Here is a 17,366-nt window from a genome sequence, read left to right as displayed (position 1 = left end):
TTTGCAGATCAGGAAGATTTTTTATCCTCCTAAATCTGCAAAATCTGCGTATTTTTATATGGAAAACAAAAGATTAGTAAATTTCTAAAATCATTAAATCATCATTTAAAATGAATGATTCGATAATTTCTTTTTTTGAAATCAAAGTTCACAAATCTGTTTCGTGTTTTTATTGAAAGTCTTAAGGATTAATTACTTTCGGAGGAACACCTTTTAAAAGTAATAATTTTTCAAAGTCGTCATCGTGAGTAAGAATGGTGTAGTTGTTTTGTTTGGCAAATTCCCAGATTTCAATATCTTTCGCTGGCTGATTTACTGCAATGTCTTTAGAATGCAGACACTCCGGAAAATCATATTCTATCAATTTAATGATTCTCCACGAAATATTAGCATAGAAGTAATTTCATTAAGCTGCAATTATCTTTGTAATATTCTCTCTATTAGCAGCAAAAGCTAAAGCCGCTAAAATATGCTCCTTTTTTAATTCGGGAAAATCTTCAATAATTTCTTCAAAAGACATTCCTGTTGCTAACCACGAAAGAATATCTGAAATACAAATTCGCGTACCAGTGATAATAGGTTTTCCAAACCGAATATCAGGATTTATCGAAATCAAATTTTGCCAGTTATTTCCCATAATTTTATTATTTAAACAAATTTACAAAATTTAAATACTACTTGGTTTTAAAATAATCAGGTTTGTTTTTTATCTTTAAAACCTATTAAAACTTTAACAAAAAACAATGAAATACAACAGATGTGGAAAAAGTGGGTTGCTATTACCTGAAATTTCTTTAGGATTATGGCATAATTTCGGATCGGTAGATAATTTTGAAAATGCTGAAAGTATAGCTGTAGAAGCTTTTGATAAAGGAATTACGCATTTTGATTTAGCCAACAACTATGGTCCGGTTCCAGGTTCTGCAGAAACCAATTTCGGAAAAATATTGTGGCATAATTTTCACGGAAATCTGCGTGATGAAATTATTATTTCCACAAAAGCAGGGTATACAATGTGGGATGGACCTTATGGTGACTGGGGTTCCCGTAAATATCTTTTATCCAGTTTAGACCAGAGTTTGAAAAGAATGAAGATTGATTATGTAGATATTTTTTACTCGCACCGTCCGGATCCTGAAACCCCGATTGAAGAAACTATGATGGCACTTGATTACGCTGTTCGAAGCGGTAAAGCTTTATATGTTGGAATCAGTAATTACTCTGCAGATCAGACCCGGGTTGCTGTTGATGTTTTAAAACAATTAGGAACACCATGCTTGATTCATCAGGCTAAGTACTCCATGCTGGTACGCTGGGTTGAAGAAGGTTTATTGGATGTTCTGGAAGAAAAGGGAGTAGGCTGTATTGCATTTTCGCCTTTGGCCCAAGGACTTCTGACCGATAAATACTTAAACGGAATTCCGGAAAATTCCCGTGCTCATAATCCAAACGGACATTTAAAGGAAGATGAAGTTACTCCTGAAAGAATTCAGAAATTAATTCAATTAAACGAAATAGCTCAAAACCGCAATCAGTCTTTGGCACAAATGGCACTGGCCTGGCTGCAGAAAGATAAAAGAATTACTTCGGTATTGATTGGGGCAAGTTCAGTAAGACAATTAAATAATAATATTGAGTGTCTGCAGAATCTGGATTTTACTCATGATGAACTGAATGCGATTGAGAAGATCTTAGCGTAAAATGTATATTCTAGCAGGTGTATTGTAAAATGTATATTGTTAGATGTAAAAATGAAAAACATAAACCCGACAGGTTCTAAAACTTGTCGGGTTTAATATTTAAACAAAACTACATTTGTTATTTCGGCTGAATAATCATCGCTAATCCACCGCCGCTGGCTAATCTATAAGTCAATTTGGTTGTCGAATCAATAGTTACAATTTCTCTTTTGTAATCATTCGCAGCCTTATCAGCATTCAGACCATCAGAGAAAATTTCGGCTTCAAATTTTTTGCCTTTTTCAAGAAAAGAAAAATCAATGGTTGTTTCTCTGGAATCCCAGTTGGTAATGGCACCCAAATACCAAACATTCGCTTTTTTACGGGCAATTGAAACGAATTTGCCTATTTCGCCATTTAAAGCTACAGTTTCATCAAAAACGGTTGGAATCTTAGCAATGAAATCAGTGCTTTCCTGCTCTTTCATATAAGCAGTCGGACTGTCGGCCATCATTTGCAGGGGTGCTTCAAAAATCGTGTATAATGCTAATTGATGAGATCTTGTTCCCTGACTCACCGGATTGGAATGGCTGGGTTTAAACTCGCTTTTAGTTGTATTTCGCATCGCGCCAGGTGTATAATCCATTGGTCCTGCGATCATTCTGATAAACGGAATCGAACAATCATATAGCGGAACATCATCGTTTGGTGTCCATTTATTGTTTTCCAGTCCTTTTACACCTTCAAAGTTTAGAATGTTTGGAAAAGTACGCTGAATTCCGGTTGGTTTGTACATCCCGTGAAAGTCTAAGAGCAATTTATGATCGGCAGCCTTTTGCGCAATATCATAAACTGAATTTACCATTTTAGCATCGTCACGATCCAGAAAATCTACTTTAAAACCTTTGATTCCTAAATCGGCATAATTCTTAAAAATTCCGGCTATATTTTTAGTCAAAGCCATCCAGGAGCTCCACAAAATTAGACCTACATTGCGTTCTTTTCCGTACGTAATCAGAGCTTCCAAATCAACATTCGGATTGTGTTTCATGATATCGTCTTCCATACTCCAGCCTTCATCCAGAACCACATATTCGACTTTATTTCTTGAAGCAAAATCAATGTAATATTTATACGTCTGCGTGTTGATTCCTGCTTTAAAATCGATGTTGTAAATGTTCCAGTCGTTCCACCAGTCCCAGGCTACTTTTCCGGGTTTGATCCATGAAAGATCTTTTATTTTGGTTGGTTCAGACAATTTCTGGACCATATCGTTATTGACTAATTCAGCATCATTTTTGGAAATTACTAAAATTCTCCACGGAAAAGTTCGTGTTCCTTTTGTCTTTACCAAATAATCTGCTCTTTTAGTAATCAGGCGATTGATGTTGTTAAAACCTCCGTTTGTTTCTTCCAACGGATAATTGGAAAACCGACTTTCAAAACCGGATTTCGATTTGTTATTCGTAACAAACAATCCCGGATAGTCTTCCAGACCAGCTTCCAGAAAAACTGCTTTTTTATTATTTTTAAAATCGATTAAAAACGGTAAAAAGGCTAAAGTATCTTTCGCAAACTCACTAATTTTTTTGTTTTCGTATTGTGCCTCAAAAGAAGAAATATAAGGATCTTTCGGGTTTCTTAAATCGCGAACATACGGCATTAAAGTGTTGTAATCCTGGTCAAAATTCAAAGAAACTTCTTCAGCTTTTACAACAATGTCTTTTTTCTTTTTAGTAATAAATCGGTAAGCCACACCATCATCAAAAGCACGATATTCGATACTGAAATCATTTTTAAAATTCAGAACCAGAAGATTGTATTGGTTTTTTACACTCCTCTTTTTGTAAAATGGAGATTCAAATGTCTGGTTTACTTTTTCTCTTTTTGAATTCAAAAGGAATGCATTTTTACCTAAAACTTCATTCTGATCAAGTGTCATCGAAACCGATGACGGGGCCAGAATCAAATCTTTTTCATGCAAAACAGACCAGGTTATTTTGTTATTAATTATAATACTGACTTTAATTTTTCCGTTTGGAGAAGCTAAAGTAAAATCCTGTGGCTGTTGTGATAAACAGATATTATAAAGAAAAATGAATAATGCAGGGAATATTTTTTTCATGATAGATGTATTAAACAAAGAAGTGATTACAAGTTCAGTCAAATGTACTTATAATCACTTATATGGTTAAGGAAATTATTTTTTATTGAATTCCAAATTGTATCTTTTTACAATTTCCAATGTCGATTTGTCACCATTAAAAACCGAGTTTAAACCCTGAGGTTCCTGCGGAGGATCAGTGGTTAATGGTTCTCCCGGATTCCATTTTCCTGTTGCATTAACCGCTTTTCCTTCACCGCCGTATCCCCAGAAATTGGCGGCCTGCAACGGACCTTTACTGGCAATACTTTCTGCAACTCTTCCAAAGATATAATTATAAAATTGATCGCGGTAGATTGATGAAGCTCCTGCATTTAGATTTTCGTTTTCCCTGGGTAATCCAAATTCCTCTATAATAATCGGACGTTTCAAATTATTGGCAACTTTAATATGATCGTCAATGTATTTGCCTGCATTTTCAATAGTAGCAGGAATCGTTGCTTCGGCATTATCTGCTTTAAACCAGTTCCAGTTTTTTGGCCAAATATGCATCGTCAGGTAATCTATGTTCGGATTCTGATGTGTGCGTTCAAACATTTCCATGCTGTCATTAGAACTGTTTTTGCCTTCAGAACCTGTCGAAATTAAGTGGTTTTTGTCAAGACTATCCATCAAATCGACGATGTTATTTAGCCAAACTGTGAATTTTGCTTCGTTTTCAGGTGTAAAAGTGCGTGGCTCATTTCCAACCTGCCATGCCATTATGGTATTATCCTCGGTATATTTCTTTTTAGAATATGCGTTTGTTCTTCCCATAATAAACTTTACATGATTGTTCAGGCCTTCCATACAAGGTTCACAACTATGAAACTGTTCTGTATACGACATAAACTGAGGCCATGTATTCGGAGCGATATTCGGAACCGGGATCGCACCTTTGCCATTCCACTCGAGGTATTGCGACATTCCGCCCGACCATTCCCAGTTGTTGGTCAGGTACAAAACTGCATACATATTACGTTTTCTCATTTCATTCATTAGAAAATCCAGTCCGTCAAGTAAATCGGCATCATATTTTCCCTGTTCGTACTGCAACGCCGGACGAACCGTAAAATCGTATTTTCCGCCATCTGCACCCACTAAAATTCTTAGGTTGTCGATTCCGTTTTTCTTCATAAAATCCAGTTCCCGAAGCAGTCTTTTTCGGTCACCGATTTTTTTCGAAGCCAGCATACTTCCGTACCAATAGTTCGTTCCAATGTAGGAGTAAGGCTTATCACCTTTATAAAATTGGGTTTCTTTTACGGTAATCCTTTCCTGTGCCTGACACGACATTGTTGAAAAGATTAAGGCTAAACCAAGTGTTTTTAAAAGTCTGTTTTTCATAATTATATTTTTAGGAGCTATTCCTGCTATCCGCTATATCTTTTATTTTTTAAAGAAAAAAACAAAAGGATACCGCTTCTATCAGGGCTAGGGCTTTACGTTTATAAAGAAATTATTTTGGCATTTCATACATTTTCGGTAATGAATTGACTAAAGCCGATTTGGGTTTTGAAATGAATGTTTTAAAATCTGCCGCATTTGAAACACTTGAATTCGGGACATAGTAACTATTTTTATCATTATTCCAAAATAGTACATAACTTACTTCGATACTATTTGATGTTAAAGCACTGTATAAATAGGTTGAAAACCAATTATCAATTGGTGCAGTTGAACTCGTAACACGATATCCTGTTTCAGTTAAGGCTGCAATTTTCACTTTAGCTTTAGCATAATCCGAAATAATTTTAAGTTTAGCGTTTGCTTTATCAGCACCAGTCTGTCCTTGATTGTTAAAATCTCCGTAATTATCCATTCCGAGAATATCAACATATTTATCTCCGGGATAGCGGCTTAAATAACCGGTTTCTGTAGTGTTTGAATTGTCAGGAGAAAAAGCATATAAAATATTATGAACCCCTTTAGTATCTTTTAGGTATTCAACGGTAAATTTGTAAGCTGTTTTATATTCTGCAGGAGTGCAAAAATTAGCACCCCACCAAAACCAGCTTCCGTCAAATTCATGAAAAGGTCTGAAAATTACCGGAATCAGTTCGCCTTTTGCACCTTTTAAATTTAGGAATACGCTGGCGACTTTGTCCAGTTTTTTCTTGTACCATTCGTGATTTGCACCACCTGGCAAAATACTTTTAAAAGCAGTAGTGTTTTGCTCTGCCGTCATTTCATAAGCATAAAAAGTATCTTCATTATTAGGTTCTCTCAAATGCCAGCTAAATGTATTGATAATTCCTTTTGCATAAGCTGCTTTTGTATCGCTGATAATCTTTTGCTCTTGCTGGTAAAACCAGTTATTGGACTGATTATTGTTGTTTTTATCTGTAATAAACATAAAATCTGAGCCCAGGATAGCAGGATCAAAACCCGTATTTTTTTTGATATCCGAATCACCGCCGGCATCCTGATAAAAACTGTTAAAAGCATCCTGCTGGCCAATTGCAAACTTTGTTTTAGCTAATTTTTTTAAATTATAGAATAAGGCTACAGTCTCTTTAGTTGCATTTGGATCGACCATATAACTGGGTGCATTTTGTGTAGTCAAAGGGTCTTCTTGAGTTGGCGGATGAACTATAACCTCGTTATCTGATTCTTTATCAGAAGAACAGCTTCCAATCGCCAAGAAAGCCAAACTCAAAAAAACTGTTTTTAAAAATGTATTTTTCATTTTACATTTATTTTGAAAGCTTAACTTCAATATTGTCAGCTAATAAGGTTCCTGTACAAACGCTCATCGCGATCATAATTCGGTATTTTTTTGCTCCTTCCGGAATCTGAAAAGACTTTTTAAAAGGGGTCCAGTCACTATTTCCGGTTACAGTTCCAATAACCTGATCTTCTGAAGCTTTGGTATTTTCGTCTTTTTTAAATTCAATAATAAACATGCCATTATTCCAGGGATCTTTTCCTTGTTGAATATCTTTAGCCTTTAGCCAACCTGAAATTTCCAGAGTTTTGTCACCTGCATTAATATCGGATACCTGATCAATTGCTTTCCATTCTGCAGTTTTTGAAGTGACTTCTACGGCTGCAGTTCCTTCTTTTTTATCTGTAGTAGAAATTGTTCCGTTCCCATTCCATGAATTTAGATTGTCTTCAAAATTTCCGTTAGAAAATTGTTTTGGAGTCGAAATTGTTTTCTGGCCTTCGGGAATTGTAATTATTGGATTTAGTTTAAAATATTCTTCCTCAGAAAGGGCAGTTGCATTTACATCATCAAAGAACAGAGAGCCATTTGTTTGTGCCAATGCCAGCATTATTCTGATTTTTTGTGCCTTTTCAGGAACCAAAACCGTTTTCTTATAATTGCTCCAGGTTACAGATCCTTTTACCTGCGCTATGTTTTCTGAAATTATTTTCTTTCCGCCACTGTTTGTAAATTCGGCAATCATTAAGCCTGCATTATACGATTCTTTGCCACCTTCGATCTGATCGGCTTTTACCCAAACGCTAAATTCTACTGCATAAGTGTTTTTTGGAATATTTATAATTTGATCTATTGCTTTCCATTCTGCACCGGTAAACTGATTGATAACAGCGCTGTTTTTACCCGTTTTTTTGTCATAAGGAGAAAGGGTAGCGGCATCACCATTCCAGTTTAATGTTTCAGATTCAAATCCGCCATTTTTGATCAGATTGGTTTGTGCATAGGTTATTGCACTAAAAAATAATAAACTAAAGAAAAAGAGTTGTTTCATAGATGTACGATTTATTTTTTAGCTGTCATAATAATGGTATTGTCTTTTTATTTATATATGTTTGACAGGACAAATTTGTTGATAATGGGAATTGCATGTACTGTTTTTTAATGCAATAATTAATTTTATAAAATTGAATTATCTAATATTTTATTCTTTGCATAAGTTCCAGACATGCACGACTGTTATGATAAGGGCATTTCCAGAAACCGGCTTTATCTTTTTTAATAATACTATAATCTTTATAAACTCCCCAAAACCATTCTCTGTGTTGTTGGTCTAAAATGTGTTTTTTTATAAATTCCCAGTTTTTCAGAACAATGTCTAAAAAACTTTCGTCACGAGTTAATTGATACGCATTGTAAAAACCAATTAAGGCTTCGGCCTGTACCCACCAGTGTTTCTCTGCAATCAGTTCGTTCTTCCTGGGGTCAAATTCATACCACAAACCGCCATCATTGTCTAAACCTTCCTTAGTGACTTCTGCTATTTGAATTGCATGCCTTTTGTAATTGGCAATCAGGTTTTCGTCTTCTGAAATTTCGGCACATTGCAATAAAAGCCATGCTGCTTCAATATCATGACCATACGAAATAACATCTGGTTTTTCAACCCAGTTTTCATCAAAAAACAAATGCAAATGACCCGTTTTGGTATTGATAAAATGTTCTTCGATGGTTTGTAATAATTCGATAATGTCACTTTGAAGTTTTGGGTCTTTCCAAACCTTAAACAAATTTGCGTAGGCTTCAATAATATGCAAATGCGTATTCATTGTTTTCTTTTCATTGGCATCTTTACTGCTTAAACGCAAATCTTCAATAGGCTGCCAATCACGTGTAAAAGCTTCTAAATATCCTTTATTGACAGGGTCGTAACTGTGTTTTTGTATTCTTAAATATAGATTGATAGCAATGGCTAACGCTTTTTCATCTTTTGAAATAACATAATATTCTGCCAATCCATAAATAGCAAAAGCTAAAGCATAGATTTGGTTTTTGGTGTCTTTTGGAGTTGTATCTGCATTGATACTCCAAAACAAACCGCCAAATTCAGGATCATAAAAATATTCCGAAAGAAATTCGAAAGCTCTTTTTGCAATTTCTTTATGCGATTCATTTTTTGTTGTTCGATAACTCGCAGAAAATGACCATAAAATCCGGGCATTTAAAACGGAACCTTTGTCAGCATCTGAAATTATTTTTTCGTTAAAATCTATCTGACCAATGAAACCACCATTAGGATCATCAATTGTGTTTTTTGACCAATACTCTAAAATAGCATCCAGTTCGGCTGATAATTCGGTTTTAAGTTGCTGTAATTTTAATGACACGATAAATTATATTGCATTGTTTTTTTCGATCTGGCTGATAATGGTTTCGACAGAACCAGCAGAAATAAAGCTGTCAGCAGGAGTATTGGTAACATAATCCACTAATTTTTCTACAGAAGATACAGCAACATGCATTCTGGTATCTGACGAAGCATAATATACATAAACAGTTCCGTCTTCATCTTCAATCCATCCGTTAGAAAATAATACATTCGATACATCTCCAACCCTTTCAATACCTTCAGGACCCATAAAATGACCTGCAGGAACGTGGGTTACTTTTGAAATATCATTTAAATCTGTCATGAACATATAAAGTGTATATCGCAAACCTGCAGCGGTGTTACGAACACCATGTGCAAGGTGCAGCCAGCCTTTCTCTGTTTTAATAGGAGCAGGGCCAAGACCATTTTTCAACTCGTAAATAGTGTGATAATGCTTTCCGAAAATGATTTTTTCTTCTTTTACAACAGGATTTGCCATATCATCAACATATCCTAAACCAATTCCGCCACCGGCTCCAACATCAATAAATCCATCCTGAGGACGTGTGTATAAGGCGTATTTTCCGTTTACAAATTCTGGGTGTAAAACCACATTTCGCTGCTGTCCGGTATTCGAAATTAAATCAGGAAGCCTTTCCCAATTTACTAAATCTTTTGAACGTACAATTCCTGCATTGGCTACAGCCGAACTGGTATCGCCTTTTGGAGCTTTTGGATCTTTTCTTTCGGTACAAAAAATACCGTAGACCCATCCATCTTCATGGTTAACCAAACGCATATCATACACGTTGGTGTCAGGTTCTTCGGTTTGAGGAATCACGCATGGTTTTTCCCAGAATTTGAAGTTATCGATTCCGTTTTGGCTTTCTGCAATGGCAAAAAATGATTTTCTGTCAATTCCTTCTACACGAACTGCCAGTAAATATTTGCCATTCCATTTGATTGCCCCGGCATTAAACGCAGCATTCATTCCGATACGCTCCTGTAAAAAAGGATTTGTTTCTTCATTGAAATCGAAACGCCAGTTCAACGGTACGTGAGCAGCTGTCACTACCGGATTTTTATATCGCTGATAAATACCGTTTCCTATTATATTTAGAGGCTCATTTTTTTGTTCAATGAGTGTCTGATGTTCCCTTTCTAATGCTACTTTTCTATCCTGAAATGTAGCGGTCGCTATTGTTGTCATATAAATTGATTTCTAAATCTGTATTTTTAATTTTTTCGGTCTCTTTTTTCGTTTAAATCTTGTTCTATGGTTTGCAGTTTTTCTTCAGATAAAGGATAGAATGCTATAAAAACCACTGATATTGCTGCAGCAATCGCCGGAAGTATACTTAGCATTAATTGTATTCCGTTTTGAGCAGTGGCTGTCTGTTCAACATTTGCCTGAAAACCGTAGTAACCCAAAAGCCATCCTGCTCCGGCACCACCAATAGTCCATCCGAATTTTTGAGACATTGAAGATGCTGAGAATACCAGTCCTGTAGCCCTGCGTCCTTGTTTCCATTCTGAATAATCAGCGCTGTCAGCATACATGGACCAGATTAATGGAAAAATACAGCCTGCACAAATACTAATTAATACCTGAAAACTCATAATCAGGAAGACATCTTCTTTTCCGAAGAAGTAGAAAATCAAACTCAGGATTGCAGCTAAAGCCATTGCGCCAAAAAAAGTTTTCTTTTTTCCGAATTTATTAGCAAGCGGTGTTGCGGCGATAACTCCGATGATGTTTGCGGCTTGTCCTAATACTAAATAAATAGAAGTCGGTGTCATGTGAAATTCTGTTCCAAAAAGAGAGAAATCAAAATTTACACTGCTGCTTACATAATATTTAAAATAATAAACCGCTGCCCCGTCACGTATAGAATTGAATACTAATGCGCCAATTCCGGCTCCGAGTAAAATCCACCATGGTCTGTTCTTTACTAAATCTTTTAAATCTTCTTTTAAATTATTTTCTTCATTTTCAATTGGTCTTATTCTTTCTTTTGTCCAGAAAAAACAAGCCCAGAAAAATGTTGTAGTTATAATTCCGAATACGGCAATGGTAGCCAGCCAGCCTGTTTTTGAATTAAGATTTCCTCCGAAATAATTCACTAAAGGTTCAATTAGCCAAAGTGCCAGAAGACTTCCTCCAAAGGCAAAAACCATTCGGTAAGAAGATAGAGTGTTTCTTTCTTTTCGGTCGGAAGACATTACACCCAAAAGTGAAGCATACGGAACATTGATTAAAGAATAAATCATCATCATTAAAGAGTATGTTACGTAGGCATAGATTATTTTTCCTTTTTCGTTAAAATCAGGTGTGTAAAAAGTCAAAACGCCAATTACGGCAAAAGGAATTGCAACCCATAGTAAATAAGGCCTGAATTTTCCCCATTTAGATTTGGTACGGTCAGCAATAATTCCAACAATTGGATCAAAGCAGGAATCCCATATTCGGGTAATTAAAAACATGGTTCCGACTACTGCAGGTGCCAGTCCGAAAACATCGGTATAGAAAAACAGGAGATACATACTGAAGATTTTCCAGAACATAGAAGATGCTGCGTCTCCAAGTCCGTAGCCTATTTTTTCTTTCAAACTGATTTTGTCGTGCATTTAGATTCTTTTTTTAAAGGTTGTAGTATAGTTAGTTATTTTAATGCTTTTTTAATGTCTTTTTCAAATAATGTTTTCTCAAGATTATAAAAATCAACAAAATCTTTTTCGCTTATCTGACCTGAATAAGGGACATAATAATGCATTTTTTGTTCTTTTTCCTGCCAGCCATGATTTCTCCAGAGTAAGACATAAGATATTTTATAATCTCCAATTGCTTTTGAAAAAGTGCCAGTCCACCATTTGGCATCCGGAACGGCTTCGTATCCGGCTTCTGCCACAGCCGTTAATTTATGTTTTTCAATGCCAATTTCGTTTATGATTTTAAGCTGACTCTGAACTTCAGTAATAAATTTTTCGCCGCTTTTATCTTCGCCATTTTGATATGCATCAAAACTCAAAATATCCACATAATCATCACCCGGATAATTCTCTAAAAAAGTTTCTTTAGAACTGAAACTGCTTGTGTTGTAGATATAAATTAAATTATGTACTCCCTTTTTTTGCAGGTATTCAAAAGTAAATTTCCAGATTGTTTTAAATTCTTCAGCGGTACAATTTCCTTTTCCCCACCAGAACCAGCCTCCGGTTAATTCATGGTAAGGTCTCAAAAGAATTGGAATGCTTTTCCCTTTTTTATCTTTTAATGACAAAAAGAAACTGGCAGCCTTATCGAGCCATAATGTGAATTTTGCATGATTTTTTTCACCCGGTAAGATGGTTTTTAGTGAATTTGGAGTGTTATCCCAGGCATTTTTTCCAGTCGACGGATTGTCAAAATGCCAGCTAATTGTTGAGATACCGCCTCGTTCATTTGCTTCTTTTATGTATTGTTTCATTTTGTCAAAAGGAACCCCGTCAATATTATTATTGTCGTCCTTTTCCAGGCCCGCGATATCCCATCCGTAAACTGCAGGATAATCGCCACAAACCTCTTTTACATCACTTCTTCCATTTTGATACTTCCAGTTTGCGCCATAAGCCAAGTCATCCTGATGCCCAAAAAGATATCCTTTTGGGGCTAATGCATTCAGTTTTTTATAAAGAGATACAGTTTCAGGTGTCGCTTTTTTATCTGAAAGTGACAAATTAGTATTATCTGAAACCGCTTGTGAAGAACATGAAATCCCAGTAAATGCTGATATTATAAGAGTTAATATGTTTTTTTTCATTTAGAATATTTATTTTTTATCATGTAGTAATCATTGCTACTTCAATGTTGTATTGTAATTTTCGTTAGTTTTTTTTAAAATAAGAATTCAATACTATATTTTCTTTAAAATTATTAAAACTATAAAAAAATATTAGGTTAAAAATGATTAACGCTTACTATTAATGTAGATTTAAAGGAAATGATAATTTTATTTTTCAAAGATAATCGGATGTTTATAGTAGAATTAATATTATTTTATCAATTATATATCATATTATTGCAGTTAAATTTATTGTTTTAAATCCTTAAAAACATATTGTAAGATGAGTACTGCTAAAAATTTTTATAGAGAGATTGCTCCACTGTCTAGTGGAGATAGTTTTTTGGTCTTCGACAGGATTAAAGATAGTTTTGATTTTCCGGTGCATTATCATCCTGAATTTGAAATTAATTTTATATTAAACGGAAAAGGAGTTAAACGTGTAGTGGGAGATAATATTGAAGAAATTGACAGTGTTGAATTGGTTCTTATTGGGCCGAATTTATATCACGGTTGGGAATTAAATAAGTGTACAAGTAAAAAAATACATGAAATTACGATACAGTTTCATAATGATTTATTTCATGAATCTTTGCTTTCAAGACGTATTATGAATCCAATTCGGGATATGTTTAATCGTTCGATCCATGGTATTTTGTTTTCTAAAAAAGTTGCTGAAGAATTGACTCCAAGATTGATAAAGCTTTCTAAATTAGATGGTATGGATTATTTTTTAGAAATCACTTCGTTGTTGTATGATTTGGCAAATTCCAGAAATCAAAGACTGCTTTCTACTTATACGGTAGATTACGATACTTTTGATGACTACGATAAAATGAAACTGGTGTATGAATATGTACAAAAACATTTTGCTGATAAAATCACTTTAGAAGACGCTGCTAATATAGCGAGTATGTCTATAATTTCGTTTAACCGGTTTATTAAAAAACGTACCGGAAAAACTTTTGTAAACTATATTAATGATATCCGGATTGGATATGCTGCCCGCTGGCTGGTTGAAAAAGATATGAGTGTTTCAGAAGTGGCTTTTAAATCCGGGTTTAATAATATTGCCAATTTCAATCGTAGTTTTAAAGCTATTAAAAACTGTACGCCCAGTCAGTATAGGGAAGATTTTTCTGGGTTAAAACGAATTTTATAGTGATACTTTTTTTTCATTAATAAGTATTATTTTTAACGAAATCGTTTTAATTTTTGAAGATTAGTTAATTATTGTTTATTATTTGTTGGGTTTATATACTGGTTAATTGTGAATAATTCAAAAAAACAGCAATTTTATTTCACTATGTGTTTTTTTAAATTATTAAAGCAAAAATATTATCATCAAATGATATAATACTATTAACTTCATGTATGCTTCTGTTATAGATTTGTTAAAATAAAACCGCTAAAAAATCATATCTGATTTTGCTGTATTTATAGAAGTATTCAAACTTAAACTAACCAAACATTTATTATGAAAAAATTAATGACTAATTTTATTCATTGGAATGCTAACCACAGAGCTATTCCATTGATTTTATTTCTGTTGCTGAGTAACTTTATTACAGCTCAGGTAAAAGTATCAGGAGTTGTGTCTGATGATAAAGGGCTCTCGATACCGGGTGCTAACATTTCTGTTGTAGGATCAAATGTTTCAGTTGCAACTGATTTTGATGGGAAATATACTATTGATGTTCCTGCCAATGGAACTTTGTTATTCTCTTTTATAGGTTTTGATTCTCAAAAAGTAGCGATTAATGGAAAAACGGCTATCAATGTCTCTCTTAAACCAACGTCGGAAGATCTTAAAGAAGTTGTGGTAATTGGATACGGAACTGTAAAAAGAAAGGATGTTAACAGTGCTATCTCAAGTATTAGTTCTAAAGATATTGAAAATTTAAAGGTTGCATCTTTTGATCAGATGATGCAGGGTAAGGCTGCAGGTGTAGTCGTGAATAATAATTCAGGTGAACCGGGAGGTAATGTTTCTGTTAAAATCAGAGGTGCTTCTTCCTTGACAGGTACTAATGAACCTTTATATGTGATTGATGGAGTGCCAATTTCGGGAGATGCAAGAAACTCATCTACCTCTGGGAGAAATGCAGCCGGTAATTCTAACTTTTCAAATGCGGGTAATATTACATACAGTCCATTGTCATTAATAAACCCAAGTGATATAGAATCTATTGATATTCTTAAGGATGCTTCTGCTACTGCTATTTATGGTTCTCGGGGAGCAAATGGTGTTATTATTGTAACAACAAAATCAGGTAAAAAAGGGATGGGGAAATTAGCTTATGAAAGTTCTTATTCTTTTAGCAATTTACCTAAAAAATTACATTCGATGAATTTGCGACAATTTGCAACTCATCAAAATGCTTTAGCTCCTATTTTACGCCCTGGCGATGATACAGCTATTCGTGCTGAATTTGCCCATCCTGAACTTTTAGGGACAGGTACAGACTGGCAGGATGAAATCTATCAGACAGGGATTATGACTTCACATCAGCTGTCTTTTTCAGGCGGTAAAGATGGAATAAGTTATTATATTTCCGGAGGGGTACTTGATCAGGATGGTATCGTAATAGAATCTGGTTTTAAAAGATATAATGTCAGATCCAATATTGATGCTAGAATTAATAAATTTATAAAAGTAGGTTTGAATGTTAGTGCTGCATTAACAGATGAAAAATTGACTTTGAACGGTCAGTTTAATGGGGTAGTAGCTACTTCATTATTGTCTACTCCGGATATTCCTGTTAGAGAGTTGTCAGGGACTTTTGCTGGTCCGCCTGCAGGAGGTTTAACTTCTTTTATTAATCCTGTTGCAACTTCTTTGTTGGGTTCTAATACTTTAGTTAGAAAAAACTATTCTGGTAATTTTTATACTCAAATTGATTTATTTAAAGGATTAGAATATCGCTTTGAATTTGGAGGTTATATGTATGATAATTTAGGTCAGCAATATGATCCAATGTATGCCTTAGGAAATGCAGTTAAAGATTATGCTAACCTATACTATAACCCTTCTTCGGGTAATTCCTGGAACATTAAAAATATGCTGACTTACAAGAACACGATTGATAAGCATAATTTTACAGTTTTGGCAGTGCAGGAGTCTAATAGATCGCATTGGGAAGGACATTCTGTTAATGCTACTGGTTTTAAAGATAACAGTGATCATTCCCTAGCAGCTTCTGATTTATCAAAAGCAATTATAAGTAGTCCGTATCAGGGTACGCAAACACTGTCTTCTTATTTGGGAAGGGTAGTATATGATTATGGAGATAAATATGGTGTTACAGCAGCTGTGAGGGCGGATGGATCTTCGAAATTTACAGTAGGTAACAAATGGGGGGTTTTCAGTTCATTTGGTGCTTCCTGGAAACTTTCCAATGAGGCTTTCATGGAGGGAACAAAAAAATATATTGATGGGATAAAATTGAGATTTGGTTGGGGGCAGACAGGGAACAATCAAATTGGTAATAATTTATATGATGCTAATTTGCATATAGTTAATAGTTCAATGGGGAATTCTTATCTGCCATCAAATACTCCTAACAAGGATTTGAAATGGGAAACTCAGGAGCAAACTAATTTAGGTTTAGATTTTACATTGTTTGATTCTAAATTTACTGCTACAGTAGAGCTTTACAGAAAAGTTAATAAGAATTTCCTATATCAGGTTCCTTTACCAAACTTCCTTTCTGGTGGGGGAGACTATGAAGGAGGAGTTAATCCACCTTACTTTAATCTTGGAAGCATGGAAAATAGGGGTGTTGAGGTTACACTTGGGTATACTCATAATTTTACTGAAAATTTTTCATGGAATAGTAGTTTGAACTTATCGAAATATGTTAATCAGGTTACGGATATGGCAGGATTGAATATTGTCAGGTCAATGAATACACTTGCTTATCATCCTATAACTGTTTCAAGAACTACCGAAGGTCTGCCAATAGGTTCTTTTGTAGGTTATCAGGCTACGGGTATTTACAGAACTGATGAAGATTTGTTAACTTATGGGTATGATAATGGAGGTACAAGGGTGCCTTTGAAAAATGGGACAAACTCTTTGTTGCCAAATTTTCAAAAAGGAGATGTGATTTATAAAGATCAGAATAACGATGGTATTATTGATGTAAATGATTTAGTTCCAATTGGAAATCCAAATCCAAAATTAACTTTTGGGTTTACTAATAATTTCAAATATAAAAATGTAGATTTATCTGTTATGCTTCAGGGAACTACAGGGAATAAAATTATGAATTTAACCAGAGCCTCAGGTGTAATGAATAGTAATGTTGGGACAAACTATTTAACTGAAGCGGCAGATTTTTATTCAGCTGATAATTTAGATGGTTCTTTGCCAACTCCTTCAGTTTATTCCCATATAAATAATGCAATATCATCACGTTTTATTGAAGATGGATCTTATCTAAGAATTCAAAATGTAACTTTAGGTTATTCTTTGCCTTCGGATATTATTTCAAAAATTAAATTATCCCGCTTGAGATTGTATGCAACTGCGCAAAACTTATACACATTTACAAAATATAAGGGGTATGATCCTGAGGTAGGATCTTATAATCAGGATGCGCTGTTGTCAGGTGTTGATAATGGACGTTACCCTACGCCTAGACAAATATCTTTAGGTTTAAATGTTGAATTTTAATATTACTAA

Annotated in this window: 13 protein-coding genes; 3 read left to right on the top strand and 10 right to left on the bottom strand. The window is 34.6% G+C overall.

What is annotated here, in order from left to right; all coding sequences use genetic code 11:
• Window positions 1-181: 181 nt before the first annotated feature.
• The gene (locus GXM16_RS22830) at window positions 182-364 is read right to left on the bottom strand and encodes a DUF5615 family PIN-like protein (protein ID WP_229684321.1); all 183 of its coding nucleotides are present in this window, start codon (window positions 362-364) and stop codon (window positions 182-184) included.
• A gap of 42 nt (window positions 365-406) precedes the next feature.
• The gene (locus tag GXM16_RS10725; RefSeq protein ID WP_163394371.1) at window positions 407-637 is read right to left on the bottom strand and encodes a DUF433 domain-containing protein; all 231 of its coding nucleotides are present in this window, start codon (window positions 635-637) and stop codon (window positions 407-409) included.
• Window positions 638-743: 106 nt separating this feature from the next.
• Here GXM16_RS10725 and GXM16_RS10720 point away from each other — a divergent pair, with 106 nt between their 5' ends.
• Window positions 744-1,700 carry an aldo/keto reductase gene (locus GXM16_RS10720; RefSeq protein ID WP_163394370.1) on the top strand — a complete coding sequence of 319 codons (957 nt, stop codon included), beginning with the start codon at window positions 744-746 and terminating at the stop codon, window positions 1,698-1,700.
• Window positions 1,701-1,818: 118 nt separating this feature from the next.
• Here GXM16_RS10720 and GXM16_RS10715 read toward each other — a convergent pair whose 3' ends face one another.
• From GXM16_RS10715 to GXM16_RS10680, 8 genes are all read right to left on the bottom strand, one after another.
• On the bottom strand, window positions 1,819-3,804 hold the full coding sequence (locus GXM16_RS10715; RefSeq protein ID WP_163394369.1) for a retaining alpha-galactosidase: 1,986 nt from the start codon (window positions 3,802-3,804) through the stop codon (window positions 1,819-1,821).
• A 75-nt stretch (window positions 3,805-3,879) separates the two neighbouring features.
• Window positions 3,880-5,169, bottom strand: a complete 1,290-nt coding sequence (locus GXM16_RS10710; protein ID WP_163394368.1) for a glycoside hydrolase 5 family protein — start codon at window positions 5,167-5,169, stop codon at window positions 3,880-3,882.
• Window positions 5,170-5,281: 112 nt separating this feature from the next.
• On the bottom strand, window positions 5,282-6,511 hold the full coding sequence (locus GXM16_RS10705; protein WP_163394367.1) for a glycoside hydrolase family 26 protein: 1,230 nt from the start codon (window positions 6,509-6,511) through the stop codon (window positions 5,282-5,284).
• A gap of 7 nt (window positions 6,512-6,518) precedes the next feature.
• On the bottom strand, window positions 6,519-7,541 hold the full coding sequence (locus GXM16_RS10700) for a carbohydrate binding domain-containing protein (protein WP_163394366.1): 1,023 nt from the start codon (window positions 7,539-7,541) through the stop codon (window positions 6,519-6,521).
• 142 nt (window positions 7,542-7,683) lie between these two features.
• Window positions 7,684-8,874 (bottom strand): AGE family epimerase/isomerase, encoded by a 1,191-nt coding sequence (locus GXM16_RS10695; protein WP_163394365.1) that lies wholly within the window; start codon window positions 8,872-8,874, stop codon window positions 7,684-7,686.
• Between the two features lie 6 nt (window positions 8,875-8,880).
• On the bottom strand, window positions 8,881-10,068 hold the full coding sequence (locus tag GXM16_RS10690) for a glycoside hydrolase family 130 protein (RefSeq protein ID WP_163394364.1): 1,188 nt from the start codon (window positions 10,066-10,068) through the stop codon (window positions 8,881-8,883).
• Between the two features lie 26 nt (window positions 10,069-10,094).
• Window positions 10,095-11,486, bottom strand: coding sequence for an MFS transporter (locus GXM16_RS10685; protein ID WP_163394363.1), 1,392 nt, complete (start codon window positions 11,484-11,486; stop codon window positions 10,095-10,097).
• Between the two features lie 35 nt (window positions 11,487-11,521).
• Window positions 11,522-12,658 carry a glycoside hydrolase family 26 protein gene (locus tag GXM16_RS10680; protein ID WP_163394362.1) on the bottom strand — a complete coding sequence of 379 codons (1,137 nt, stop codon included), beginning with the start codon at window positions 12,656-12,658 and terminating at the stop codon, window positions 11,522-11,524.
• Window positions 12,659-12,962: 304 nt separating this feature from the next.
• Here GXM16_RS10680 and GXM16_RS10675 point away from each other — a divergent pair, with 304 nt between their 5' ends.
• The gene (locus tag GXM16_RS10675; protein WP_163394361.1) at window positions 12,963-13,841 is read left to right on the top strand and encodes an AraC family transcriptional regulator; all 879 of its coding nucleotides are present in this window, start codon (window positions 12,963-12,965) and stop codon (window positions 13,839-13,841) included.
• 315 nt (window positions 13,842-14,156) lie between these two features.
• Entirely contained in the window at window positions 14,157-17,357 is a 3,201-nt protein-coding gene (locus tag GXM16_RS10670; protein ID WP_163394360.1) for a SusC/RagA family TonB-linked outer membrane protein, read from the top strand.
• The last annotated feature ends 9 nt before the right edge of the window (window positions 17,358-17,366 follow it).

Source organism: Flavobacterium limi, from assembly GCF_010645075.1.
GTDB classification, from domain to species: domain Bacteria; phylum Bacteroidota; class Bacteroidia; order Flavobacteriales; family Flavobacteriaceae; genus Flavobacterium; species Flavobacterium limi.
Note: the sequence above shows the minus strand (reverse complement) of the source record. Positions and strands in the feature narration are given on the sequence as shown.